Raw genomic sequence first — 23,658 nt, forward strand, 5'->3', positions numbered from 1 at the left:
CAACCCCCCGCCGACGTGACCGAGGAGTCGCAACCGTGAGCACGCCCGAAGAGAATCCGCGCCCCACCCCCGTGGACGTACCGCTGATCCAGATCGGTGCGCCCGCGCCCGCCGCGGGCGGCGGCTGCGGTGACGGCTGCGGCTGCGGTGCCGACGGGGTCCACGACACCGACGGATGGGAGTGCGGCCTCGACCCCGACCTCGCCCGGCTCCTCGCCGACGCGGGCCTGGACCCGGTCCAGGTCGAGGACGTCGCGCACGTCGCCCTCGCGGAGGACCTCGACGGCGGGGTCGACGTCACCACCGTCGCCACGGTCGCCGAGGACGCCGTGGCCACCGGCGACTTCACCGCCCGCGAGGCCGGCGTCGTGGCCGGTCTGCGCATCGCCGAGGCGGTTCTGTCGATCGTCTGCGCCGACGAGCTCACGGTCGAGCGGCACGTCGAGGACGGCGACCGGGTCGCCCCCGGCCAGAAGCTGCTGACCGTCACCACGCGCACCCGTGACCTGCTGACCGGCGAGCGCAGCGCGCTCAACCTGCTGTGCCGGCTCTCCGGCATCGCGACCGCCACCCGCGCCTGGGCCGACGTCCTGGAGGGCACGAAGGCCGAGGTCCGCGACACCCGCAAGACCACCCCGGGCCTGCGTGCCATGGAGAAGTACGCGGTGCGCTGCGGCGGCGGCGTCAACCACCGCATGTCCCTGTCGGACGCGGCTCTGGTCAAGGACAACCACGTCATCGCGGCGGGTGGGGTGGCCGAGGCGTTCAAGCGGGTACGGGACGAGTTCCCGGACGTGCCGATCGAGGTCGAGGTCGACACCCTCCAGCAGGTCCGGGAGGTCCTCGACGCGGGGGCCGACCTGATCCTGCTGGACAACTTCACGCCGCTCCAGACCGCCGAGGCCGTCGCCCTGGTCGGCGGACGCGCGGTCCTGGAGTCGTCCGGGCGCCTCTCCCTCGACACCGCGCGCGCCTACGCGGAGGCGGGCGTCGACTACCTGGCCGTCGGCGCGCTCACCCACTCCTCGCCGATCCTCGACATCGGCCTCGACTTCCGCGACGCCGCCGACACCGACGCCGCCGACACCGACACCGGCACCGACGCCGCCGACACCGACGCCGCCGACACCGACGCCGCCGACACCGACGCCGCCGACACCGACGGGACCGACGCCTGATGCTGCTCACCATCGACGTCGGCAACACCCACACCGTCCTCGGCCTGTTCGACGGCGAGGAGATCGTCGAGCACTGGCGGATCTCCACCGACGCCCGCCGCACCGCCGACGAACTCGCGGTCCTGCTCCAGGGTCTGATGGGCGCCCACCCCCTGCTCGGCGAGGAACTGGGCGACGGCATCGAGGGCATCGCGATCTGCTCCACCGTCCCCGCCGTCCTGCACGAGCTGCGCGAGGTGACCCGCCGCTACTACGGCGACGTTCCCGCGGTCCTCGTGGAGCCCGGCATCAAGACCGGGGTGCCGATCCTCATGGACAACCCGAAGGAGGTCGGCACGGACCGCATCATCAACGCGGCCGCCGCCGCCGACCTGTACGGCGGTCCGGCGATCGTCGTCGACTTCGGCACGGCCACCACCTTCGACGCAGTCTCCGCACGCGGCGAGTACGCGGGTGGCGTCATCGCTCCCGGCATCGAGATCTCGGTCGAGGCGCTCGGCGTCAGGGGCGCCCAGCTGCGCAAGATCGAGCTGGCCAGGCCGCGCAGCGTGATCGGCAAGAACACGGTCGAGGCGATGCAGGCGGGGATCATCTACGGCTTCGCCGGCCAGGTCGACGGTGTCGTCGCCCGGATGAAGAAGGAGCTGGCGGACGACCCCGACGACGTCACGGTCATCGCGACGGGCGGCCTTGCTCCGATGGTGTTGGGGGAGTCCTCCGTCATCGACGAGCACGAGCCGTGGCTGACCCTCATCGGTCTGCGGCTGGTGTACGAACGGAACATCTCCCGGATGTAGCGGGCATCGGGCTCACCTGCGGGAACGGCGTGGCGGAACGGGGGCCGCCGCCGCGCCGCCGATGCCCAGTTAAGCGGATTTTGTCCATTTAGCACGTATTGTCGCGCCATGCCCACGCCTTACGGATCACGCGGCGGTATGGCGTTCGGCGCGGACGAGCTGCGTGTGCTCCGACGCGCCCTCGCCGTCGCCCTGCACCCCGCCCCCCTGCCCGAAGAGGATGTCCAGGACTGCCTGCGACTGGCGGGCGCGGTCGACGAGGCGGTGGGCGAGGCGGGACGGCTGCGCGCGTTCCTCCTCGCCGACCTCGCCCGCTACCGCGACGCCCTTCCCGGCTCCACCAGCGGTTACCTGGAACTCCTCCAGGACGCCCTCGCGGGCGGGTACGACCCCTGCCCCGACGATCTCGCCGCGCTGCGCGCCCTGCGGCACAGGCCGACGGCGGCAGCGCTCCTGGAGCGCTGCCAGGTGCTCGCGGAACGGTCGGTACGGGCCCGCCTCGCCGGGCGCGCCGTGCCCGCGGCGGCCCCCGCGCCCCGCAGCCGTCTCCTCGCCCTGCCCGGCGGCCGGACCGGCGACGCCGAGCCCGAACGGCCCAGGACCCCGGAGAAGCCGCCCCGGCCCACCCCGCCGTCCGAGCGCCCGGCGGCACCCAAGCCCTCCGAGGTGTTCCCGCCGCGCCGCCGCCCGGCCCCGCCGTCGCCGCCGAGACAGCGGGCCGTCGGGTAGCCGCCCCGCGCGAGACCGGACGGCCGTCCCGCCACCCGGAGGGTGCGCGTGGACGTCCGTACCGGCCTCGCTACTCTGGAAGCCATGGACTACGTATCGGCGCTCGTGCCCCCCGTGGTGATGGCAGTCTTCTTCATCGGCATCGTCGTGACGATCATCAAGAGCCAGGGCGGCCCCAACAAGGCCAAGGAAGACGCGGCCGTGGACGCGGTGATGAGCCGCTCCGAATCGGTCCAGCAGGCCCCGAGCGGCGGCGCCTGAGCGCTATCCGTCCGGGACTCCGTACTCCGGCACACTCCCGCACCCGGCACCCCGGCGTTCGGCGGCACGCCTTCGGCGGTATGCGAAAGGGCGCACGGCTCGTCATGGCCGTGCGCCCTTTCGCGTCGCATGAATAACCGTGCATTTCGGACAATTGGCACTAAAATGCCATTGTGCCTCGTCCATTGGGAGAACTGGAAGACGCCGTGATGACACGGGTCTGGCAATGGAACCGTCCGGTCACCGTGCGAGAAGTCCTGGAGGACCTCCAACGGGAACGCTCCATCGCCTACACCACCGTCATGACGGTAATGGACAATCTCCATCAGAAGGGCTGGGTGCGCAGGGAAGTCGACGGCCGCGCATATCGATATACGGCGGTCTCCACCCGCGCCGCCTACTCGGCCGCACTGATGAACGAAGCATGGTCGCGCAGCGACAACCCGGCGGCCGCCCTTGTCGCCTTCTTCGGCATGATGTCGGCCGAACAGCGCCAGGCGCTCCGGGACGCCATGCGGATCGTTCGCCCGGGTCTGCCGGACACCCCGCCGCCCCCGGAGCACGAAGTGCCGCACGAGCGGGCGGAAATCCCGTCCGGAGTTCCGGTACGGCCTCCGTCGGGCGAGCCGGTGGGCGAACCGACGGGCGGACCGGCGAACGCACCCGCGGGCGGGGACGAGAGCCGGGAGGCCGGGGAACCGGCCGCGGACCGGCCCGCACGGCAGCCCGCCGACCGGGCCGCACGACGAGCCGGGGACCGGGCCGGACAACAGCGCGGACAAGAACCCGGAGAGCGGTCCGATGTTCCGGCCGATGACGCCGGGCCCGCCTCCGGGCGATAGCGTCGGGGTATGTCCTCAGAGCTTCCGCATAGCGATTTCCGTACCGCACCGTCGGTTATAAAGACGGCCGTCACCGTCCGGCGTGCCAGGACCAGTGATGTGCCATCGGTCCGCCGTCTCCTCGACGGGTACGTACGCGAAGGCATCCTGCTCGACAAAGCGACGGTGACGCTTTACGAGGACATCCAGGAGTTCTGGATCGCGGAACGCGACGAGGACGCCCGTGTCATCGGATGCGGTGCACTGCACGTGATGTGGGAAGACCTGGCCGAAGTGCGTACTCTCGCGGTCGATCACGGCATCAGGGGCGCCGGAGTCGGACATCAAGTACTGGACAAGTTGTTGCAGACCGCCCGTTGGTTGGGCGTACGCAGGGTTTTCTGTCTGACCTTCGAAGTCGACTTCTTCGCGAAGCACGGCTTCGTCGAGATCGGAGAGACGCCTGTCGACGGAGATGTCTACAGCGAGCTGCTGCGTTCCTATGACGAGGGTGTGGCGGAGTTCCTGGGGCTCGAACGAGTGAAGCCGAACACCTTGGGCAACAGTCGGATGCTTCTGCACCTGTGACGGCCACAAGAAGCCGTGGCCCTATGTCCGAATCGCGCATGTTTCCCGGCTTCTCGCGATCCTGAACCTCTGCCGAGGGTTTGTGTTTTCCGGAGAAAAGCGGTTTCCTTTCCGCGTACTGCATTTTCGATGAAAGGAAATCCGGTGGCACAGAAGGTTCAGGTCCTTCTTGTCGATGACCTCGACGGCGGCGAGGCGGACGAGACGGTCACGTTCGCTCTCGACGGCAAGACGTACGAGATCGACCTCACCACGAGCAACGCGGACAAGCTCCGCGGCCTTCTCGAGCCGTACACCAAGAGTGGCCGGCGCACGGGCGGTCGGGCGACGTCCGGTCGTGGCAGGGGTCGCGCCGTAGCCGGCGGCAACAAGGACACCGCGGAGATCCGCAAGTGGGCGCGCGAGAACGGTCACAACGTGAACGACCGCGGCCGCGTCCCCGCCGAGATCCGTGAGGCTTACGAGAAGGCCAACAGCTGAGCTGTCGACCCATCGGTCGACCGCCCCGCTCGGGCACGCATCAACCTGGCCCGGTGGCATTCGGTTGCCACCGCGTCCACGAGCCGCACGAGATCGGGAGCATCCCCACCCCTGCTCCCGAGGCCGGCGAGGTCCGGGAGCCCCGGCCCTCCTTCGCGCGGCAGTCCGGGGGGCCGCAACCACACCGCGGCCCCTGGCCGGCCCGCCGCCCCACCGGGCGGTGCCGGCGCCTCGATCCGACCGCCCCTGCCGACGGCGGTCAGCGAGAGGGCGACCCCGCCCCACTCCAGCCAGTCGAGCAGCCCGGGCAGTTCTTCGGCGCTCCCCGCCGCCACCAGCAGGCTCGTCCGGGAGCCGGTCGACGCCACCGGCCCGGTGCGGCCCACTCGCCGCAGCACCGCGCGCCCCACGGCCGCGGGCACTTCGAGGACATCGAAGAGGAGACCGGTCGGCAGCCGCACCGGTGCGACGCCCTCGGTCGTCCAGCCGAGCTCGCGCTCGTACCACCGCGCCCAGCGCGCGCCCTCGTCGTGCCCTTCCCCTCCGTCGGGGGACGGCGGGGAGGGCGGGGAGGTGTTGGCCATGCCGGAGGAACGTCCGGCAGCCCTCCGGAGTTACGCGGTGTTCGCGACCTGTTGCGTAATGTGTCCGGAATGGGGGCGTGTGGGCGGGTCGGGCGGCGCAAAAATGTTCGCCCGTAGCGGAGGGAACCGCCGTGCGTCGCATGGACTGTCTGTAATTGCGGGTATGACATCCCTAGTGGGGAGGGGCGACACGCGGGCCCGGACATCTCCCGTTCGCCAACGGCGTACTGGCGAAAGGCGTATCTGTCTGGCCTGCGGGAACATCGTCTCGCACCATCGGGTTGGAGCAGATGTCGGCGTTCGGGCGACGGGGAGGCGGCAACTCCGTCCTCGCGGGAGCGGGGTGACCCGGCCGGTGTCGGCAGTTGGAATGAGCGGTCCCCGCTTGCGGGACTAAGCTGCGGAAGGACAGGGAGGGGACCGACCCCTTACTGCCTGACCGCTCTGAGGAGCGATTAACGATGTTCGAGAGGTTCACCGACCGCGCGCGGCGGGTTGTCGTCCTGGCTCAGGAAGAAGCCCGGATGCTCAACCACAACTACATCGGCACCGAGCACATTCTCCTGGGCCTGATCCACGAGGGTGAGGGTGTCGCCGCTAAGGCCCTGGAGAGCCTCGGGATCTCGCTCGAGGCGGTCCGCCAGCAGGTGGAGGAGATCATCGGCCAGGGCCAGCAGGCCCCGTCCGGGCACATCCCCTTCACGCCCCGGGCCAAGAAGGTCCTGGAGCTGTCGCTCCGCGAGGCCCTCCAGCTCGGCCACAACTACATCGGCACCGAGCACATCCTGCTCGGTCTGATCCGCGAGGGCGAGGGCGTCGCCGCCCAGGTCCTCGTGAAGCTCGGAGCCGACCTGAACCGGGTGCGGCAGCAGGTCATCCAGCTGCTCTCCGGTTACTCCGGCAGCAAGGAGGCGGCCACCGCGGGCGGACCCGCGGAAGGCACCCCTTCCACGTCCCTGGTGCTCGACCAGTTCGGCCGGAATCTCACCCAGGCCGCCCGGGAGTCCAAGCTCGACCCGGTCATCGGGCGCGAGAAGGAGATCGAGCGGGTCATGCAGGTGCTGTCCCGCCGCACCAAGAACAACCCCGTGCTCATCGGCGAGCCCGGCGTCGGCAAGACGGCGGTCGTCGAGGGACTGGCGCAGGCCATCGTCAAGGGCGAGGTGCCCGAGACCCTCAAGGACAAGCACCTCTACACCCTGGACCTCGGCGCCCTGGTCGCCGGCTCCCGCTACCGCGGTGACTTCGAGGAGCGCCTGAAGAAGGTCCTCAAGGAGATCCGCACCCGCGGCGACATCATCCTGTTCATCGACGAGCTCCACACCCTGGTGGGTGCGGGTGCCGCCGAGGGCGCGATCGACGCCGCCAGCATCCTCAAGCCGATGCTGGCCCGCGGCGAGCTGCAGACCATCGGTGCCACGACGCTCGACGAGTACCGCAAGCACCTGGAGAAGGACGCCGCGCTGGAGCGCCGCTTCCAGCCCATCCAGGTCGCCGAGCCGTCGCTGCCGCACGCGATCGAGATCCTCAAGGGTCTGCGCGACCGCTACGAGGCCCACCACCGCGTCTCCATCACGGACGAGGCACTGGTCCAGGCCGCGACCCTGGCCGACCGGTACATCTCGGACCGCTTCCTGCCGGACAAGGCGATCGACCTGATCGACGAGGCCGGTTCCCGGATGCGCATCCGCCGGATGACCGCGCCGCCGGACCTCCGCGAGTTCGACGAGAAGATTGCGGGCGTCCGCCGCGACAAGGAGTCCGCGATCGACTCGCAGGACTTCGAGAAGGCCGCGTCCCTGCGCGACAAGGAGAAGCAGCTCCTCGCCGCGAAGAACAAGCGCGAGAAGGAATGGAAGGCCGGCGACATGGACGTCGTGGCCGAGGTCGACGGCGAGCTGATCGCCGAGGTCCTGGCCACCGCGACCGGCATTCCCGTCTTCAAGCTGACGGAGGAGGAGTCCTCGCGTCTGCTGCGCATGGAGGACGAGCTCCACAAGCGGGTCATCGGTCAGAAGGACGCCATCAAGGCCCTTTCGCAGGCGATCCGCCGTACGCGAGCCGGTCTGAAGGACCCGAAGCGTCCCGGTGGTTCGTTCATCTTCGCCGGCCCGTCCGGTGTCGGTAAGACCGAGCTCTCCAAGACGCTCGCCGAATTCCTCTTCGGCGACGAGGACGCGCTGATCGCTCTCGACATGTCGGAGTTCAGCGAGAAGCACACGGTTTCCCGCCTCTTCGGTTCTCCCCCCGGTTACGTGGGTTACGAAGAGGGTGGCCAGCTCACCGAGAAGGTGCGCCGCAAGCCGTTCTCCGTCGTTCTCTTCGACGAGGTCGAGAAGGCCCACCCCGATATCTTCAATTCCCTGCTCCAGATTCTGGAGGACGGTCGTCTGACCGACTCCCAGGGTCGGGTCGTGGACTTCAAGAACACGGTCATCATCATGACGACCAACCTCGGGACCCGGGACATCTCCAAGGGCTTCAACCTGGGCTTCGCCGCCCAGGGCGACGTCAAGACCGGCTACGAGCGGATGAAGAACAAGGTCAACGAAGAGCTCAAGCAGCACTTCCGCCCCGAGTTCCTCAACCGTGTCGACGACACGGTCGTCTTCCACCAGCTCAGCGAGGAAGACATCATCCAGATCGTCGACCTCATGATCGCCAAGGTGGACGAGCGCCTGAAGGACCGCGACATGGGCATCGAGCTGAGCTCGGAGGCCAAGTCGCTCCTGGCGAAGAAGGGCTACGACCCCGTGATGGGCGCCCGGCCGCTGCGCCGGACGATCCAGCGCGAGATCGAGGACGTCCTCTCCGAGAAGATCCTCTTCGGCGAGCTGCGCCCCGGCCACATCGTGGTCGTCGGCACCGAGACCGAGGGCGAGGAGAAGAAGTTCACCTTCCGCGGCGAGGAGAAGTCGGCGCTGCCCGACGTTCCTCCGATCGAGCAGGCGGCGGGCGGCGCGGGTCCGAACCTGTCGAAGGACGCGTGACCTGACGCGTGAGAACGCCGTGAAGGCGCGATCGGGCGTCTGAACGACCGAAGGGGCTGCCCCGGACCGTTGGAAACGGTCCGGGGCAGCCCCTTTTCCATGTCTTCGGTCGGGCGTCTCCGTGCGTTCGGTCCGGCGTCGCACGCGTCGGTGCGGTGTCGCGTGCGACGGTCGGACGCTGGGGCCGGAGGTCCGGGATCGGACGCCTTCCCGGCCCGGCGGCGGTGACAAGGCACACAGGCGTTTCGGGACTACTACGACCGATAGGAGAGAACGCCGTGATCGCGGCGGCGGCGTACGTCCCCGCGCGGGAGGGGCGTCGGAAACCGGTGCAAAAAAAGCCGGGATCAGTATGTTTAGTCCGTTTGCAGGGGTTTGAGCTGCGGCGGGTCTGCTCCGAGTAGAGGCGTCGACGGGGTGGGATTCGACGGTGGGCGGGGCGGATTCCGGGGCCCTCGCGAGCTCTCGGCTACGGTTTTTGTTCGTAGATGGGGGGTTTGAGCACCGGTAGGGGTGCGGGTTACCAAGGAACGGCCAGCCCGGCCGTAAGCGTCGGGTCCCGTCATCCCCGGAGGATCTCCGCATATGTCGAAGCGCGTTCCGTTCCAGCACTCCCGCCGCCCGTCCCTGTCCCGTGTCCGTGGCGCCGTGGTGGCAGCCGGCCTGGGAACGACGATGGCGCTCGGTGCGAGTGCTGCGTTCGCGGCCGGCACGATGGGCTCCCCCGAAGTCGCGAACCTGATCGACGGCACCGCCGCCCACTCGGTCGCCAAGCAGGCGGCCGTGCAGGGCAAGGCGGCCAAGGCCGCCGAGGCCGGGCGCGTGGCGGCCGTCAAGGCGGCCGCGAAGAAGGCGGCCTCCTGGGAGAAGCCGGTGAGCCATTACGCGCTGAGCGCGAGCTTCGGCAACGACGGCAGCCGCTGGGCCCACAAGCACTCCGGCCAGGACTTCGCCGTTCCGGTCGGCACGAAGGTCACGGCCGCGCACAGCGGCGTCGTCGTGAAGGCCGGCCCGAACGGCGGCGGCGACGGCCCCGCGTACGGCAACGCCGTCGTGATCAAGCACGGCAACGGTACGTACTCGCAGTACGCGCACCTCTCGCAGATCGACGTGTACGCCGGCCAGAAGGTGACGACCGGCGAGCGGATCGCGCTCTCCGGCAACACCGGCAACTCCAGCGGCCCGCACCTGCACTTCGAGATCCGCCACACCGCCGACTACGGCTCCGCGGTCGACCCGGTCTCGTTCCTGCACCAGAAGGGCGTCGGGGTCTGACCCGACCACCGTCGGGCCCGGAACCGGGCCTCACGGGTCACGCGTCCGGGCCTCATGAGATCGCGAATCCGGACCTGTGGCAGATGCACCTCGCGCGGCGGGCTCCCGGGGCACATGCCCTCGGGAGCCCGCCGCGTCGTGGTCCGGTCGCGTCGTGGTCCGGTCTCAGGCGCCGGACCGGGACCTGCCCGCCGTACCGCTCCCCGCCGCGTCGTCGTCCGCCGTGCGCTGCTCGGACAGGCGCAGGACCGGGAAGCTGCCGGTGTTCGTCGGCGCGTGCTCGGGCAGCCACAGGACGGCGATCGCCCCGCCCGTCCCCTCCGCGGCCCCCTCGGGGGCCGCGTTGCGGAAGGTCAGCCTGGCCCCGAGAACCCTCGCCTGACCGGCCGCGATGGTCAGGCCGAGACCGTGGCCGTGTCCCGCCCGGTCGCTGCTTCCGGTACGGAACCGGCTCGGGCCCTCGCGCAGCAGGGCCGCCGGGAACCCGGGGCCGTGGTCACGGATCCGTACCACCCGGCCCTCGACCGTGACCTCCACCGGGGTGGCACCGTGCTTCGCGGCGTTGCCCAGCAGATTGCCGAGGATGCGTTCCAGGCGGCGTGGATCGGTGCTCACCCATGACTCGTGGACGACCCGCACCCGTACGTCCGGGTCCAGCAGCGCGATACGCCGGCTGACGAACTCGCCCAGCGCGACCTCCTGGAGCTCGGCCCGCTCCGAGGCGCTGTCCAGCCGGGCCACCTCCAGCACGTCCTCGACCAGGGTGCGCAGCGCCTGTGCCCGGTCCCGTACCAGCTCGGTGGGGCGGCCGGGCGGCAGCAGTTCGGCCGCCGTCAGCAGACCGGTCACCGGCGTCCGCAGTTCGTGCGCGATGTCCGCGGTGACCCGGCGCTCCGCCTCGATCCGCTCGTTCAACGCGTCGGTCAGCGCGTCCACCGCACGGGCCAGCTCGTCGGTCTCGTCCAGGACGACTCCGCCGACGGCCTCCCGCACCCGCACGTCCGTGTTGCCCTGGGCGACCGTGCCCGCCGCCGCGGCGGCCTTGCGCAGTCGGCGCGACAGCTGCCCGCCGATCAGCACACCCAGTGCACAGCTGCCGAGCACCACCGACACCGAGCCGATGATCAGTGCCCGGTCGAGATCGCGCATGATCTTGGCGCTGCGGCCGGTGAAACGGGTGTGCAGCGAGAGCACGTCGTCCTTGCCGACCGGGACCGCCGCCCACACGTCGGGCACCCCGTTCCGCAGTATCTCGACATGGGTGGCCCGGCGGTTCTTCCTGACCTCCGCGCGCAGGCTGCTCGGCATCAGCGGGTCGTTGAGCTTGGCGCCGAAACGGGTGTCGGCCTTGTGCGTCTTCTTCGCCTCGTACAGCAGCTGCGCGTACGTCAACCGTGTCAGCTGCACCTCGCGCGCGTTCTCCAGCATCGAGACCCGGGCGGCGTTGTGGACGACGAAGCTGAGCGCCACCGCGGTCAGCGCGCCGACCGCGGCGATCGCGATGCTGATCTTCCAGCGGACGCTCGTCCGCAGCGCCGGCCGCCTCATGGCCTGAGTTTGTAGCCGAACCCGCGGACCGTCTCGATCCGGTCCTGGCCGATCTTGGTGCGCAGCCGCTGCACATGGACGTCCACGACCCGGGTGTCCCCGCCCCAGCCGTAGTCCCAGACGCGCTCCAGGAGCTTGTCGCGGGAGAGCACCGTGCCGGGCGCGGCGGAGAACTCCAGCAGCAGCCGCATCTCGGTCGGGGTCAGCGCCACCGGCTCGCCGCCCCGGAGGACCTCCATGCCCTCGGTGTCGACCTCCAGGTCGCCGAAGACATGCACTCCGCCGACGGGCCGGGACTCCGGTTCGCCGCCGCCCGGCTGCCCGCCCGAGGCGTGGCCGAAGCGTCGCAGCACGGCACGGATCCGGGCGACCAGAACCGCCCCGTCGAAGGGTTTGGTGACGTAGTCGTCGGCCCCGGCCTCCAGACCGAGCACCACGTCGATCGAGTCCGCGCGGGCCGACAGCATGATCACGGGCACCGTCGACTCGTCGCGGATGCGGCGGCAGAGGCTGACACCGTCCAGGCCCGGCACCATCACGTCGAGCAGCGCGATGTCGGGGCGGTCGGCCCGGAACGCGTCGAGGCCCGACAGGCCGTCGGGCATCGCGGTGACCGTGAAGCCGTCGCGCTCCAGCGCGAGCTGGGTGGCCTCGCGGATGACGTCGTCGTCCTCGACGAACAGGACGTGGGTCTCGGCCATCGAAACTGCTCTCAGTTCCCCGCCGGCTCGGCGGATTCCGGAAGTCCGGCTGTTCCGCTGCCGACGGCTCGGTTGAAGTCGTTGTGCACGCGGTCGTGCTCGTCGAACCGGTCGCCCGCCCAGCGGTAGGTGATCACATCCTCGCCCGAGGGGTACGCGACCGCGTCCTTCTTCCCGTACACCTGGGCCGTCACCACCAGATCGCCGCGGTCGATGGTGCCGTACACGGCGGGCTGCTCCATCGCGAACACGTTCCGGTAGAGGCCGCCGGACTCCCTGCGGTACACGTACGTGCCGACGCCCACCGAATCGGCGCAGGTCATCACGTTCACCACGACATCGGTGGAGGATCCGCCGGTCAGCGTTCCGTACGAGGTGTCCACCGGGTACTCGGAGCCGACGCAGGGCTTCAGATCGGCCCTGACCCGCTCGCTGACCTTGGGGTCCTTCTTGATCAGCGTCACGGGGTCCACCCGGTACGTGGGCTTCGCCGCGGACGCGCCGGGGCTCGGCGTGACCTTGGCGACCGGCTGGGTGCCCGCCGGGCCCTCGTCCCGGGTTCCGGCGCCGCCGCTGGAGCAGCCGACCGCGAGCAGGGCGAGAGCGGTGAACCCGACCAGGGTCGTGGCACCCGCCGTCCAGCCGATCCCGGCGGTCCTCCCGTTCCCCGCCGCGCGACCGCCCGGGGAACGGCCGCGGCGGCGGTCACCGCCACCGCGGTTTCCGCCGTCGCCGTCGTCGTCACCGGCTGTCAGGCCGCGCACCGCTCCCGCCCCCGTTCGTCCATACGCCTGCCCGTCCGCTCCCGTACCCGGGTGCGCGCCGCGGCACCGGGGACCGGACCGCGGTCGGCCGCCGGCGTCGGCCGCTCCTCGGCGAGCAGGGCCTCCCTGCTCGCCGCCTCGCGGCTCTCCAGCTCCTGGCGCAGGCGTGCCAGCGCACGGTGCAGCGTGCTCTTCACCGTACCGGCCGACATGCCGAGTGCGGCAGCCGTCTCCTCGGTACTCATCTGCTCCCAGTGTCGCAGCACGACGACGCTGCGCTGCTTGGGAGCCAGGACGCCCAGCACGTCCATCAGCAGGGCGCGGTCGGCCCGCTGCTCGGTGCCGTCCTCGACGCTCGCGTCGGGGAGCTGCTCGGTGGGCACCTCGTCCAGCTTGCGGGCCCGCCACCACTCGGTGCGGGTGTTGATCATGACCCGGCGCAGGTAGGCGTCGGCGAGGGACTTGTCGGCGATGCCGTCCCAGCGGCCGAACGTACGGGCCAGGGCGGTCTGCAGCAGGTCCTGCGCGTCCACCGGGTCGGGGACCAGCCGGCGTGCGCTGCGCAGCAGTGCGTCCTGCCGGGTGCGCACGTACTCCTCGAACCCGAGTACCTCGCCCTGTGCCATTCCAACCGCCTCCGTCCCCGTGGAGCCCCGTACGACCGCCGTCGCCCATCGATCGGTCGGGGCGACGTCGACGACGTTACGGAGCCGTTGTCACGAGGTTGTGCGGAGCAGCCATAGGCCGACGCACGGCTGTCCATCGGTTGTGTAACAGCGGGACCTACGAGGGCGGGGCGGGGTGGGGCGGGGGCTCAGCTCAGCGGCAGCCGGTAGAGGCCGCCGGCCAGCGGTTCGACCAGGCCGTCCGAGACCAGGCCGTCCAGGGCGCGGGCGCGCTGCACCGGTTCGTCCCAGACCGCGTCCAGCGCCGACTGCGGCACCGGTGTCACGGCCTCGCGCAGCACGGCGAGCAGCCGTCCGCGCACCTGCCGGTCCGTCCCGGCGTACGTCTGACCGCGGCGCGGGGGCCCCTGGTGCGCGGGCTTCCCGGCCAGCCGCCAGGCGCACTGCGAGGCGATCGGGCAGCGCGTGCAGTCCTCGTTCTTGGCGGTGCAGACGAGGGCGCCGAGCTCCATCGTCGCGGCGGCCCAGCGGGCAGCGCGCTCGTCCTCCTCGGGGAGCAGCGCGCGGGCCAGCTTGCGTTCGGCGGCGGTGGTCGCGTTCGGCGGGTACTGGATGCCGGTCGCGGCCCGGGCGAACACCCGGCGGACGTTCGTGTCGAGTACGGCGTGACGCTGTCCGTACGCGAACGAGGCCACGGCCGCAGCGGTGTACTCGCCGATGCCGGGGAGCGCGAGCAGCTGGGCGTGCTCGCTCGGTACGTCGCCGCCGTGCCGTTCCGTTATGGCCTGGGCGGCGCCGTGCAGGCGCAGGGCCCGGCGCGGATAGCCGAGCCGGCCCCAGGCGCGGACCGCCTCGCCGGGCGGCTCGGCGGCCAGGTCGGCCGGGCGAGGCCAGCGGGTCATCCACTGCTCGTACACGGGGAGGACCCGGTTCACGGGGGTCTGCTGCAGCATGAACTCGCTCACCATCACACCCCAGGCGCCCGCTTCGGGACGGCGCCAGGGCAGATCGCGGGCGTGCTGTTCGAACCACCCAATGACGGGAGTGTGGAGGGAGGCGGGGGACGTCTGTGTCGCAGTCATGGCAGTCATCGCACGGACGATCCTGGCACGGAAGAACGGACGATGGTTCCGCGCACGGTGGTGTCGCTCCTCCTGGGGGCCCTTGGGGTGATAATGCCACCCGTCTTGTCCCTCCGGTGTCCGGCAACCGGCCCAAGGGGGTGCCGGGGCGGGCACCCGGGGCCCGCCCCTGGCGTCCCGGTCGGGGCGGGCCGGCTGAGTCGCCCCGGCCCGTCCGGCGTCCCGGCCCACCCCGCACCCGGTCCGTCCGGGTCGTCAGCGTCGCCCGGCGCGCCGCCGCCCCCGGCCGCTGCGCTGCACGGCGCCCGTGCCCGGACCGGAGACCAGGGCGGCCATCGGCGCCCCGCTGCCCCGTACGGTCAGGGCGAGCGACTGCGTCGGGCGGCGCAGCAGGAGGATCACCGCCGCCGACACCAGCGCGCCCATGACCAGCCCGACCGCCACGTCGTGCGGATAGTGCACCCCGACGAAGACCCGGGAGAAGGCCATCAGCAGGGCCATCGGCACGGTGAGCCAGGCCAGCAGGGGCCGGCACATCGCCACGGCGACGGCCGCCGCACCCGCGATCGCGGAGTGGTTGCTGGGGAACGACCAGTCGCCCACCGGCGGACACGGCACCAATGAGGCCGCCGCTCCGGCCACCGCGCGGCACGGGCGTTCCTCGGTCACCAGCGACTTCAGCGCCTCGCTGGCCACGTAGCCGAACGCCGTCGCGACGGGTGCGAGCACCGCCAGCGCGAGGGCGCCCTCGTCGGCGCGGCGGGCCCGCCACCACCCGGTGATGAACAGGACGCCGAAGACCAGGAGACCGAACTCCGTCCATGCCTCGGCCAGATGTTGCACCCATGACGGCATGTCATGAGCGAAGTCGGTGACGTCCCGGTAGAGCGGGGCAGTGGCTGAACTATCCATGTGACAGAGGGTAGTCAACCGAACGGGGTGGTCTTCCCGGTGCTCCCCGGACGGGGAGCGAGGGCGGGGAGGAAAGGGACGAAGGGCATGGAAGGAGAGGGCGAGAAGAGGGGAGGGAAGGGGGCGAGAACGGGACGAACCGAGATGATGATCCGTAAAACTTCGCGGTCCGGCGGCGGGTGGGGCGGGAGTTGGCCCGGATCTCTCGTACAGTTTGCGGCGTGGGATCTTTGCGTAATCCGATCGGGCCGCTTCCCTCCTCCATCTACTGGCGCCGGAGGGCCGTGGCGCTGGCGCTCGTCGCGCTGCTCGCCCTGCTGATCGTATGGGCCGTCACCTCCAACGGCAGCAAGGGGAACACGGACGACTCGCGGTCCGGCGGGTCGTCTCCCGCCCGGTCGATCACCCCGGGGCCCACCCCATCGGGTCCGGCGATCACCCAACAGCCGGGCGGACGCGACGAGTCGGACGGCTCGGACGGCGGCGCTACGGGCACGGGCTCCGAGGGCGGCGCGAGCGGTGCCGGCACCGGCGGTACGGGTGCCGGCAGCGGTCCGGGCACCGGGACCGGGGGCGCCGGGGGCGACAGTGGCACGACGGCCGCCCAGCAGCTCCCCGCGAACTCCCCGCTCCCCGCCTGCACGCCGGGCGCACTCCAGTTGAGCCTGAACACCGAGATCAGCTACGCCCCCGACGAGAAGCCGAAGTTCCGGCTGGTCGCCAGGAACACCTCGTCCGCCGACTGCAAGGCCGACTTCGGACCGAAGAGCACGGTGCTCACCATCACCGAGGCGGGGGGCGACGACAGTCAGGTGTGGTCCTCCAAGGACTGCCCGCGCGCCTCGGGAAGCGTGCTGCTGAGGATCCCGGCGGGCACGACCGTCGTCCACACCGTGGAGTGGGACCGCAAGGAGAGCGACGCGCACTGCGCGACGAAGCCCACGCGCTCCGCGCACCCCGGCACGTACCTGGTCGAGGCGAAGGCGCCGGGCGAGCCGGTGCAGCGGGCCTCGTTCGTCCTCGCGAAGGACTGAGCGGGCCCACGAGGCGCTCGGGCGCGGCCGGATCGCTCTCGGCCGTGCCGGGCACCTCCGGCCGTGCGTACCGGATCGCCCTCCCGGGTGCCGGACCGCTCCGGACCACGCCGGCCGCTCTGCCGCCCACCGGACCGCTCCTGGTCGCGCCGGACCCTTCCCGGGCGTACCGCTCTCAGACGTACCGTTCGAGGATCGACGACTCGGCCAGCCGTGAAAGCCCCTCGCGCACGCTGCGCGCCCGGGCCTCGCCGACCCCGTCGACCGCCTGGAGGTCGTCCACACTGGCGGCGAGCAGCTTCTGCAGGCCGCCGAAGTGCTCCACCAGCCGGTCGATGATCGCGCCGGGCAGCCGCGGCACCTTCGCCAGCAGTCGGAATCCGCGCGGCGACACCGCGGAGTCGAGCGTCTCCGGAGAGCCGCTGTACCCCAGCGCCCGTGCCACCACGGGAAGTTCGAGCAACTCGGTGTGGGTGAGCCCGTCGAGCTCGGTCAGCGCCTCGGCGACCGTACGGGACCGCTTCGCGGTCGGCTCCGGCACGTAGTCGCGCACGACCAGCTCGCGCTCCGGCTCGACGCCCGCGATCAACTCGTCGAGCTGGAGCGAGAGGAGCCGGCCGTCGGTGCCCAGCTCCACCACGTACTCCGCGATCTCGGCGGCGATCAGGCGGACCATCTCCAGCCGCTGGGCCACGGCCGCCACGTCCCGGACCGTCACCAGGTCCTCGATCTCCAGCGCCGACAGCGTGCCCGCGACCTCGTCGAGGCGGAGCTTGTACCGCTCCAGGGTGGCGAGCGCCTGGTTGGCCCGGGAGAGGATCGCGGCGGACTCCTCCAGGACCCGGCGCTCCCCGTTCACGTACAGCGCGATCAGGCGCATCGACTGAGAGACCGAGACGACCGGGAAGTTGCACTGCTTGGAGACCCGGTCGGCCGTGCGGTGGCGGGTGCCGGTCTCCTCCGTGGGAATGGAGGCGTCCGGGACCAGTTGCACGCCGGCGCGCAGGATCTTGGTCATGTCCTTGTCGAGGATGAGCGCCCCGTCGAGCTTCGCCAGCTCGCGCAGGCGCGTCGCGGTGAACTCCACGTCCAGCACGAACCCGCCGGTGCACATCGACTCGACGGTCTTGTCCATGCCGAGCACGACCAGTCCGCCGGTGTTCCCGCGGAGGATGCGTTCCAGGCCGTCACGCAGCGCCATTCCGGGCGCGACGGCAGACAACGAGGCGCGCATCAGCGCCTCGCCACCGGTGCTTTGGCCGGACTTTCCGGGCGATGTTGCCCGGTCGCTGGCTGCCACTGCACTCCTCCGGTCGCGGGTTGGCGGTGCCCTTGTGTTCCTCAAACCGTTCGTACGGACGGGCGAGACCAGGGCAAAGTCTACCGGCGCGCGTTCTCCTCCTGGGGGGCCTGTGCGCGGGACCGGCGCGGGAGGACTCTCAGGGCATCACCCATATCGGCGACTTCTATGACCTTCATACCGGCTGGAACCTTTCCCGGATCGGTCGGAACCAGGGCGTGCGTGAAGCCCAGACGGTGCGCCTCGGCGAGCCTGCGCTGGACCCCCGTGACCCGTCTGACCTCGCCGGCGAGGCCCACTTCGCCGATCGCCACGAGGTTCTTGGGAAGGGGGGTGTCGCTCGCCGCGCTGGCCAGCGCCAGCGCGACCGCGAGGTCCGCGGCGGGTTCGGAGAGCTTCACGCCGCCGACCGTCGCGCTGTAGATGTCCCGCTTGCCGAGCGCGCTGATCCGGCCGCGCTGCTCCAGCACCGCCAGCATCATCGAGACCCGGGACGTCTCCAGTCCGGAGGTGGTGCGCCGGGGCGACGGGATCTGCGAGTCGACCGTCAGCGCCTGGACCTCGGCGACGAGCGGGCGCTTGCCCTCCAGGGTGACGGTCAGGCAGGTGCCGGGTACGGGCTCGTCGCGGCGGGTGAGGAACAGGCCGGAGGGGTCGGCGAGGCCGGTGATGCCCTCGTCGTGCAGCTCGAAGCAGCCGACCTCGTCGGTCGCGCCGTACCTGTTCTTGACGCCCCGCACGAGCCGCAGCCGGGCATGGCGGTCGCCCTCGAAGGACAGCACCACGTCGACGAGGTGCTCCAGCAGCCGAGGCCCCGCGATCGCCCCCTCCTTGGTCACGTGGCCGACCAGGAGGGTCGCCATGCCGCGCTCCTTGGACGCCCGGATGAGCGCCCCGGCGACCTCCCTCACCTGTGCCATGCCGCCCGGTGCCCCGTCGATCTCGGGTGAGGCGACGGTCTGCACCGAGTCGAGGATGAGGAGCGAGGGCTTGACGGCGTCCAGATGGCCGAGGACCGCCGACAGGTCCGTCTCGGCGGCGAGGAACAGATGGTCGTTGATCGCCCGGATCCGGTCGGCGCGCAGCCGCACCTGGCTCGCCGACTCCTCGGCCGTGACGTACAGCGTGCGGTGGTCCTCGCTCGACGCCTTGGCGGCCACGTCCAGCAGCAGCGTCGACTTCCCGACGCCCGGTTCGCCCGCGAGCAGCACGACGGCCCCCGGGACGAGGCCGCCGCCGAGCACCCGGTCCAGTTCGTCGACACCGGTCGACCGGGCGGTGGCCTGTCGGCTGTCGACCTGGCCGATGGGCAGCGCGGCGCTGCTGACCCGCCCGGCCGCGGTGGTCCGCACGGCGGGGGCGCCGCCGAACTCCTCGACCGTCCCCCACGCGTGGCATTCGGGGCAGCGGCCGAGCCACTTGGCGGTGGTCCAGCCGCACTCGGTGCAGCGGTAGGACGGCCGGTCCTTCGCGGTTTTCGTACGGGCAGCCATGACGCAACCGTATAGGCGGGGTACGACAGTGCCGTCGGGCACCGTTCGGGAACGGCGGTGAGCGCGGGCGTGCGCCCACCTGTGCCGGCTGCCACATCCGACGGAATAGCGGATTCCGGTGCGTCGGATCGGGGTCGGATCACGGCTGGATCGATGCCGTAACACGGCCGGATCGGGGCGGAACAGAGGTGGATCAGGGTTGAATCCTGAATTCCTGTCCCCTTTTGAGCGATACGTTCACCCGTAAGGGTTAAATGTGCTGAAGGGGCGCCAAAGGCGTGCTGTCCGCTGCCTACGGTCGCCGGATGACGAGCAGCAGGCTGGAGCCCCCCACGCACACCACCGGCGCACACCGGTCGCGACACCGTGCGCCCCACTCCTCGACGCAGCCTGTGCCGCAGCGGCTCCCGGTGCGCTGCGAGCCGCATCTCGACGGCCTGTTCACCTACTGCCTCTCCGTGCTCTGCGACCACGACGCCGCCACGGAGGCGCTCGGCGGTGTGCTGGCGATCGCGGAACGCCAGGAGGGGCGCTGCCCCGAGGGGGAGGAGGAACGTAAATCCTGGCTGTACGCGCTGGCCAGGTGGATGTGTCTGCGCATGCTCACCGAGCGGAAGCAGGGCCACCGGGGGCATCACCACAGGGTGGGGAAGCCGTCCGCGAGGCAGCCTGCCGAGCAGGAGGCGAAGCGCGGACGGGAGGCGAGGCGTGAGACGAAGCGGGCGGGCGGCCCCCCGGGCAAGCAGCCGGACGGCCCGACCGCACAGGGGGCGCGCGCCGGGCGCCGTACGCCCCCCGCCGTCGTCACGACGGCCCCCGACCCCGCTTCCCGCCTCGACCTCGAACCCGCTCCCGTCTCCTTCGTGCCGGGTGGTGCGCCGACGGGCCGGGAGTGCGCCGCCGAATCCGAGGCCGCCGCCGAGGCACACCGTCGCGAACTCGCCCAACTGGCCTGGCCCGAGGCGGCGGGTACCACGCCCGAGCAGCGCGAGGCGCTCGAACTCGCTGTGCGCCACCGCCTCGGCCCGCGCGCCGTCGCCTCCGTGCTGGGGCTCGAACCGACGGCCGCCCGTGAACTCCTGGCCGCCGCCGCCTGCGAGGTGGAGCGCACCCGTGCCGCCCTCGCCGTCGTCGAGTCCGGCAACTGTCCCACCGTCGCGCGGCTCACCGGGGGCCATCGCGTCCTGCTCTCGGCGACCCTGCGCCGGGAACTCGTCCGGCACGTCGACGACTGCCCCCGTTGCCGCCGGGCCGCCGAGCGGGTCGGTGCCCACGGCCCCTGGCCGGGCGCGGCCGTCGCCCAGGCCACCGCGCTGCCGGTCGTGCCCGCGCCGCGGCCCTCCGCGTACGTGGCGATGGTCCACGCCCGGCGGAACCGGTCCGGCGGGCCCCGGTTCGACCGGGCGGGCTTCCCCCTGCACCCGAAGGACCACGCCGCGCGCCGGGACCGGCTGCGGGCCAGGGTCGTGACGACGACGGTGGTGGCCACGGTCGTCGCCGCCCCGGTGATCGCGCTGTGGACCGCCTACCGCGGTGCCCCGCTGACCGGCGAGGGGCACGAGGGCTCCTCGGTCGCGGCGACCGAAGCGGACCTCCGCCACGAGTTCGACGACCCGCGCGACCACTACGAGAACGCGGGGAACGCCCGGCCCGGTCCCGGTTCCGGCGCGGACCGCGCGGCGGACGTCTCGGCCGAGGTGATCGGCGCGAACCCGGTGCCCGGTGGGGCCGGCGGGCTCGGCGTCGAGGCCCGTTCGTACGGGGCCACCACCCTGATCCGCCTGACCGCCGCGGGCGGCGCCCCGGTCGCCTGGTCGGCCCGCGCGGACGTGCCGTGGCTGCGCCTCAGCAGCTCCTCGGGCACGCTCGCCGCGGGCGAGAGCGCCACCGTACGGGTCCTGGTGGACCGCTCGCGCGAACCCGCCGGCCGGTGGAGCGCGCGCGTCGCCCTCGCCCCCTCGGGCTCCGTCGTGGTCATCCGGGGGAACGGGGCGACCGTGCCGTCGCCCGGGGGACCGGCCCGCCCGGGTGTGCCCGGCCCCGGCCCGTCCGTACCCCCGTGGCAGCCCACGTCCTCGCCGGAGCCCACGCGGCCGGCCGACCCGAGTCCCACGCCGACCGACCCCGCGCCGTCACCGACGGAACCGGGTCCCACCGAGCCGGAGCCGACCCCGGACCCGACCGGAACGGAGCCGTCCACCGAACCGGACGGCTCCGCGCGGAGGCGCTGAGGACGGAGCGAGGCGGTCCCGGGCCGGCCGGGACGAACCCCGCCCCGGCCGGCCCCAGCCGTTCTCCCGCCCCGGCCGGCCCTCAGCCGTTCCTCCGCCCCGGCCGCCCCTCCGGTCCCGTCCGGGCCCCTCTCGTCCCGCTCAGGCCCGGTCGGCCGGGTGATCCACCGGGTCCGCCGGGTGCGGGGCCATCGGCAGCAGCGAGGCCATCCGCTCCTCGCACAGCTCCACGAGTCGCTCGTAGCCCTCCTTGCCCATCAGTTCGGTCAGCTCCGGGCGGTACGAGACGTACACCGGCTTCCCGGCGCCGTGCGCCGACGTCGCCGAGGTGCACCACCAGTGCAGGTCGTGACCGCCCGGCCCCCAGCCCCGGCGGTCGTACTCACCGATCGACACCTGGAGCACGCGCGTGTCGTCGGGCCGGTCGATCCACTCGTACGTGCGCCGGATCGGCAGCTGCCAGCAGACGTCCGGCTTGGTCTCCAGGGGCTCCCGGCCCTCCCGCAGCGCCAGGATGTGCAGCGAGCAGCCCGCGCCTGCGGCGAAGCCCGGACGGTTCTGGAAGATGCACGAACCCTTCCAGCGCCGCGTCTGGCGTTCCCCGTCGTCGTCGACCTGGACCCAGCCCGTCGCCGTGCCGACGTCGTGGAACTGCCACAGCTCGGGGGTCAGCCGCTCGACGTGGCCCGCCACGCGCTCCTCGTCCTCCTCGTCGGAGAAGTGCGCGCCCAGCGTGCAGCACCCGTCGTCCGCGCGGCCCGCCTGGATGCCCTGGCAGCCACTGCCGAAGACGCAGGTCCACCTGGAGGTCAGCCAGGTCAGGTCGCAGCGGAAGATCTGCTCGTCGTCGGCGGGGTCGGGAAACTCGACCCAGGCGCGGGCGAAGTCGAGGCCGACCTCGTCCTCGGACCGGACCGACCCGTCCACTTCCTGCCGCCGCATCTCCTGCTTCGATTCCTGCCGCTTCGTGTCCTGCTTCTTCGCGTTCTTGGTCTTCGCGTTTTTGTCCGGCTTCGCCTTTTTCGTCTTTGGCACGCGCCCAGGGTAAGTCCGCGCTGCCGGTAGCGTTCCTGGTATGAGACTCGGAGTCCTCGACGTGGGTTCGAACACAGTGCACCTTTTGGTGGTGGACGCGCACCCCGGCGCCCGCCCGCTGCCGGCGCACTCGCACAAGGCGGAGCTGCGCCTGGCCGAACTCCTCGACGACGACGGGGCGATCGGCCCCAGGGGCGTGGACCGACTGGTGGCCACGATCACCGACGCCCTCCAGACCGCCGAGGACAAGGGGTGCGAGGACGTCCTGCCGTTCGCCACGTCCGCGGTGCGGGAGGCGAGCAACGCGGACCGGGTGCTGGCCCGGGTGCGGGAGGAGACGGGCGTCGACCTCGCCGTGCTCAGCGGCTCGGAGGAGGCGCGGCTCACCTTCCTCGCCGTGCGCCGCTGGTTCGGCTGGTCGGCGGGGCGGCTGCTGGTCCTGGACATCGGGGGCGGCTCGCTGGAGGTCGCGTTCGGCATCGACGAGGAACCGGACGCGGCGGTGTCGCTGCCGCTCGGGGCGGGCCGGCTGACCTCCGGATGGCTGCCGGGCGATCCGCCGGACCCGGCGGACGTGAAGGCTCTGCGCCGCCACGTACGGGCGGGCATCGCCCGGAGCGTGGGGGAGTTCAACCGGCTCGGGCGTCCGGACCACGTCGTGGCCACGTCCAAGACCTTCAAGCAGCTCGCCAGGATCGCGGGCGCCGCGCGCTCCACCGACGGCCTGTACGTCCAGCGGGGGCTCACCCGCAAGGCGCTGGAGGAGTGGGTGCCGAGGCTCGCGGAGATGACCGTCGAACAGCGCGTCACGCTGCCCGGGGTCTCCGAGGGCCGGGCCCGGCAGCTGCTCGCCGGGGCGCTGGTCGCGGAGGGGGCCATGGACCTGTACGGGGTCGACGAGCTGGAGATCTGCCCGTGGGCGCTGCGCGAGGGCGTCATCCTGCGCCGACTGGACCATCTGCCGGCGGAACGGGCCGCGCTGGGCCGGACCGGGGGCGAGCCGCGCCGGGGGACGGGCCCGGCGGGGAACGGTGAGCACGGGCTCCGGCTGATCCCGTCCGAGGGCGATCCGGGCTCGGAGGCCGGGTAGGCGGCCCGCCCCGGACCGGGAGCCGAGCGGGCCGGTCCCGCCCGGAGGCCGGTGACCGGTACCGGATCCGGGGAAGGCGAGGGGCCCGGCTGCCGGGACCATTGGCTGGAGGCCCTGGAGGCCCTGGAGGCCCTGGAGG

General features: G+C 71.8%; 22 protein-coding genes. 12 read left to right on the forward strand and 10 right to left on the reverse strand.

Features of this window, described 5'->3' with window-relative positions:
* The first annotated feature begins 35 nt into the window (after positions 1-35).
* The 7 genes from nadC (at position 36) to AMK22_RS28335 (ending at position 4,854) form a co-directional block, all read left to right on the forward strand.
* Positions 36-1,178 carry a carboxylating nicotinate-nucleotide diphosphorylase gene (nadC, locus tag AMK22_RS28305; RefSeq protein WP_079186439.1) on the forward strand — a complete coding sequence of 381 codons (1,143 nt, stop codon included), beginning with the start codon at positions 36-38 and terminating at the stop codon, positions 1,176-1,178.
* Entirely contained in the window at positions 1,178-1,975 is a 798-nt protein-coding gene (locus AMK22_RS28310) for a type III pantothenate kinase (RefSeq protein ID WP_073789631.1), read from the forward strand. The genes nadC and AMK22_RS28310 overlap by 1 nt, the downstream gene beginning before the upstream one ends.
* 138 nt (positions 1,976-2,113) lie before the next feature.
* Positions 2,114-2,704, forward strand: coding sequence for a hypothetical protein (locus AMK22_RS28315; RefSeq protein ID WP_073789633.1), 591 nt, complete (start codon positions 2,114-2,116; stop codon positions 2,702-2,704).
* A gap of 84 nt (positions 2,705-2,788) precedes the next feature.
* Positions 2,789-2,965 (forward strand): hypothetical protein, encoded by a 177-nt coding sequence (locus tag AMK22_RS40220; RefSeq protein WP_199883332.1) that lies wholly within the window; start codon positions 2,789-2,791, stop codon positions 2,963-2,965.
* A gap of 209 nt (positions 2,966-3,174) precedes the next feature.
* A complete protein-coding gene (locus tag AMK22_RS28325) occupies positions 3,175-3,807 on the forward strand; it encodes a BlaI/MecI/CopY family transcriptional regulator (RefSeq protein WP_242434165.1) in 633 nt (210 codons plus the stop codon).
* A 9-nt stretch (positions 3,808-3,816) separates the two neighbouring features.
* Positions 3,817-4,374 (forward strand): amino-acid N-acetyltransferase, encoded by a 558-nt coding sequence (locus AMK22_RS28330; protein ID WP_073789637.1) that lies wholly within the window; start codon positions 3,817-3,819, stop codon positions 4,372-4,374.
* Between the two features lie 144 nt (positions 4,375-4,518).
* Entirely contained in the window at positions 4,519-4,854 is a 336-nt protein-coding gene (locus AMK22_RS28335) for a histone-like nucleoid-structuring protein Lsr2 (protein WP_073789639.1), read from the forward strand.
* On the opposite strand, the gene AMK22_RS28340 is transcribed toward AMK22_RS28335, so the two are convergent.
* Complete coding sequence (locus tag AMK22_RS28340; RefSeq protein WP_073789640.1) at positions 4,833-5,438, reverse strand: SCO3374 family protein; 606 nt, start codon at positions 5,436-5,438, stop codon at positions 4,833-4,835. The genes AMK22_RS28335 and AMK22_RS28340 overlap by 22 nt on opposite strands.
* Positions 5,439-5,899: 461 nt before the next feature.
* Between AMK22_RS28340 and AMK22_RS28350 the strand changes: the two genes are divergently transcribed.
* Together AMK22_RS28350 and AMK22_RS28355 are read left to right on the forward strand one after the other, a co-directional pair.
* Entirely contained in the window at positions 5,900-8,428 is a 2,529-nt protein-coding gene (locus tag AMK22_RS28350; protein WP_073789642.1) for an ATP-dependent Clp protease ATP-binding subunit, read from the forward strand.
* 585 nt (positions 8,429-9,013) lie between these two features.
* A complete protein-coding gene (locus AMK22_RS28355) occupies positions 9,014-9,703 on the forward strand; it encodes a M23 family metallopeptidase (protein ID WP_073789644.1) in 690 nt (229 codons plus the stop codon).
* Between the two features lie 165 nt (positions 9,704-9,868).
* Here the strand turns inward: AMK22_RS28355 and cseC are convergent, their stop codons facing one another.
* The 6 genes from cseC to AMK22_RS28385 form a co-directional block, all read right to left on the reverse strand.
* Positions 9,869-11,359 (reverse strand): two-component system sensor histidine kinase CseC, encoded by a 1,491-nt coding sequence (gene cseC / locus AMK22_RS28360; RefSeq protein WP_443333320.1) that lies wholly within the window; start codon positions 11,357-11,359, stop codon positions 9,869-9,871.
* Positions 11,248-11,952, reverse strand: a complete 705-nt coding sequence (gene cseB / locus AMK22_RS28365; RefSeq protein ID WP_073789648.1) for a two-component system response regulator CseB — start codon at positions 11,950-11,952, stop codon at positions 11,248-11,250. Before cseB ends, cseC begins: the two co-directional genes overlap by 112 nt.
* Before the next feature lie 11 nt (positions 11,953-11,963).
* Complete coding sequence (locus tag AMK22_RS28370; RefSeq protein ID WP_073789649.1) at positions 11,964-12,716, reverse strand: hypothetical protein; 753 nt, start codon at positions 12,714-12,716, stop codon at positions 11,964-11,966.
* Positions 12,704-13,342, reverse strand: coding sequence for a SigE family RNA polymerase sigma factor (locus AMK22_RS28375; protein WP_073789651.1), 639 nt, complete (start codon positions 13,340-13,342; stop codon positions 12,704-12,706). The genes AMK22_RS28370 and AMK22_RS28375 overlap by 13 nt, the downstream gene beginning before the upstream one ends.
* Before the next feature lie 188 nt (positions 13,343-13,530).
* On the reverse strand, positions 13,531-14,433 hold the full coding sequence (locus tag AMK22_RS28380; protein ID WP_073789652.1) for an A/G-specific adenine glycosylase: 903 nt from the start codon (positions 14,431-14,433) through the stop codon (positions 13,531-13,533).
* A gap of 246 nt (positions 14,434-14,679) precedes the next feature.
* A complete protein-coding gene (locus tag AMK22_RS28385) occupies positions 14,680-15,336 on the reverse strand; it encodes a phosphatase PAP2 family protein (protein WP_073789653.1) in 657 nt (218 codons plus the stop codon).
* A 221-nt stretch (positions 15,337-15,557) separates the two neighbouring features.
* Here AMK22_RS28385 and AMK22_RS28390 point away from each other — a divergent pair, with 221 nt between their 5' ends.
* Entirely contained in the window at positions 15,558-16,370 is an 813-nt protein-coding gene (locus AMK22_RS28390) for a hypothetical protein (protein WP_242434164.1), read from the forward strand.
* A gap of 175 nt (positions 16,371-16,545) precedes the next feature.
* Here AMK22_RS28390 and disA read toward each other — a convergent pair whose 3' ends face one another.
* Together disA and radA are read right to left on the reverse strand one after the other, a co-directional pair.
* Positions 16,546-17,670: a DNA integrity scanning diadenylate cyclase DisA gene (gene disA, locus AMK22_RS28395; protein WP_073789654.1), complete on the reverse strand. Its 1,125-nt coding sequence runs from the start codon at positions 17,668-17,670 to the stop codon at positions 16,546-16,548.
* Between the two features lie 80 nt (positions 17,671-17,750).
* Complete coding sequence (gene radA / locus AMK22_RS28400; protein WP_073789656.1) at positions 17,751-19,163, reverse strand: DNA repair protein RadA; 1,413 nt, start codon at positions 19,161-19,163, stop codon at positions 17,751-17,753.
* A gap of 305 nt (positions 19,164-19,468) precedes the next feature.
* On the opposite strand from radA, the gene AMK22_RS28405 reads away from it, so the two are divergent.
* Complete coding sequence (locus AMK22_RS28405; RefSeq protein WP_073789658.1) at positions 19,469-21,394, forward strand: hypothetical protein; 1,926 nt, start codon at positions 19,469-19,471, stop codon at positions 21,392-21,394.
* Between the two features lie 141 nt (positions 21,395-21,535).
* On the opposite strand, the gene AMK22_RS28410 is transcribed toward AMK22_RS28405, so the two are convergent.
* Complete coding sequence (locus tag AMK22_RS28410) at positions 21,536-22,429, reverse strand: hypothetical protein (RefSeq protein WP_073789659.1); 894 nt, start codon at positions 22,427-22,429, stop codon at positions 21,536-21,538.
* A 40-nt stretch (positions 22,430-22,469) separates the two neighbouring features.
* Between AMK22_RS28410 and AMK22_RS28415 the strand changes: the two genes are divergently transcribed.
* Positions 22,470-23,519 (forward strand): Ppx/GppA phosphatase family protein, encoded by a 1,050-nt coding sequence (locus AMK22_RS28415; RefSeq protein WP_079186441.1) that lies wholly within the window; start codon positions 22,470-22,472, stop codon positions 23,517-23,519.
* Positions 23,520-23,658: the final 139 nt, after the last annotated feature.

Source organism: Streptomyces sp. CB01580 (genome assembly GCF_001905795.1).
Lineage (GTDB): Bacteria > Actinomycetota > Actinomycetes > Streptomycetales > Streptomycetaceae > Streptomyces.

Bases quoted from the DNA above. Each gene is read 5' to 3' on its own strand.
- AMK22_RS28310 (WP_073789631.1), top strand. From the start codon at position 1,178: ATGCTGCTCACCATCGACGTCGGCAACACCCACACCGTCCTCGGCCTG.
- AMK22_RS28315 (WP_073789633.1), top strand. From the start codon at position 2,114: ATGGCGTTCGGCGCGGACGAGCTGCGTGTGCTCCGACGCGCCCTCGCC.
- AMK22_RS40220 (WP_199883332.1), top strand. From the start codon at position 2,789: ATGGACTACGTATCGGCGCTCGTGCCCCCCGTGGTGATGGCAGTCTTC.
- AMK22_RS28325 (WP_242434165.1), top strand. From the start codon at position 3,175: ATGACACGGGTCTGGCAATGGAACCGTCCGGTCACCGTGCGAGAAGTC.
- AMK22_RS28330 (WP_073789637.1), top strand. From the start codon at position 3,817: ATGTCCTCAGAGCTTCCGCATAGCGATTTCCGTACCGCACCGTCGGTT.
- AMK22_RS28340 (WP_073789640.1), bottom strand. From the start codon at position 5,438: ATGGCCAACACCTCCCCGCCCTCCCCGCCGTCCCCCGACGGAGGGGAA.
- AMK22_RS28350 (WP_073789642.1), top strand. From the start codon at position 5,900: ATGTTCGAGAGGTTCACCGACCGCGCGCGGCGGGTTGTCGTCCTGGCT.
- AMK22_RS28355 (WP_073789644.1), top strand. From the start codon at position 9,014: ATGTCGAAGCGCGTTCCGTTCCAGCACTCCCGCCGCCCGTCCCTGTCC.
- cseB (WP_073789648.1), bottom strand. From the start codon at position 11,952: ATGGCCGAGACCCACGTCCTGTTCGTCGAGGACGACGACGTCATCCGC.
- AMK22_RS28375 (WP_073789651.1), bottom strand. From the start codon at position 13,342: ATGGCACAGGGCGAGGTACTCGGGTTCGAGGAGTACGTGCGCACCCGG.
- AMK22_RS28380 (WP_073789652.1), bottom strand. From the start codon at position 14,433: ATGACTGCCATGACTGCGACACAGACGTCCCCCGCCTCCCTCCACACT.
- AMK22_RS28385 (WP_073789653.1), bottom strand. From the start codon at position 15,336: ATGGATAGTTCAGCCACTGCCCCGCTCTACCGGGACGTCACCGACTTC.
- radA (WP_073789656.1), bottom strand. From the start codon at position 19,163: ATGGCTGCCCGTACGAAAACCGCGAAGGACCGGCCGTCCTACCGCTGC.
- AMK22_RS28405 (WP_073789658.1), top strand. From the start codon at position 19,469: ATGACGAGCAGCAGGCTGGAGCCCCCCACGCACACCACCGGCGCACAC.
- AMK22_RS28415 (WP_079186441.1), top strand. From the start codon at position 22,470: ATGAGACTCGGAGTCCTCGACGTGGGTTCGAACACAGTGCACCTTTTG.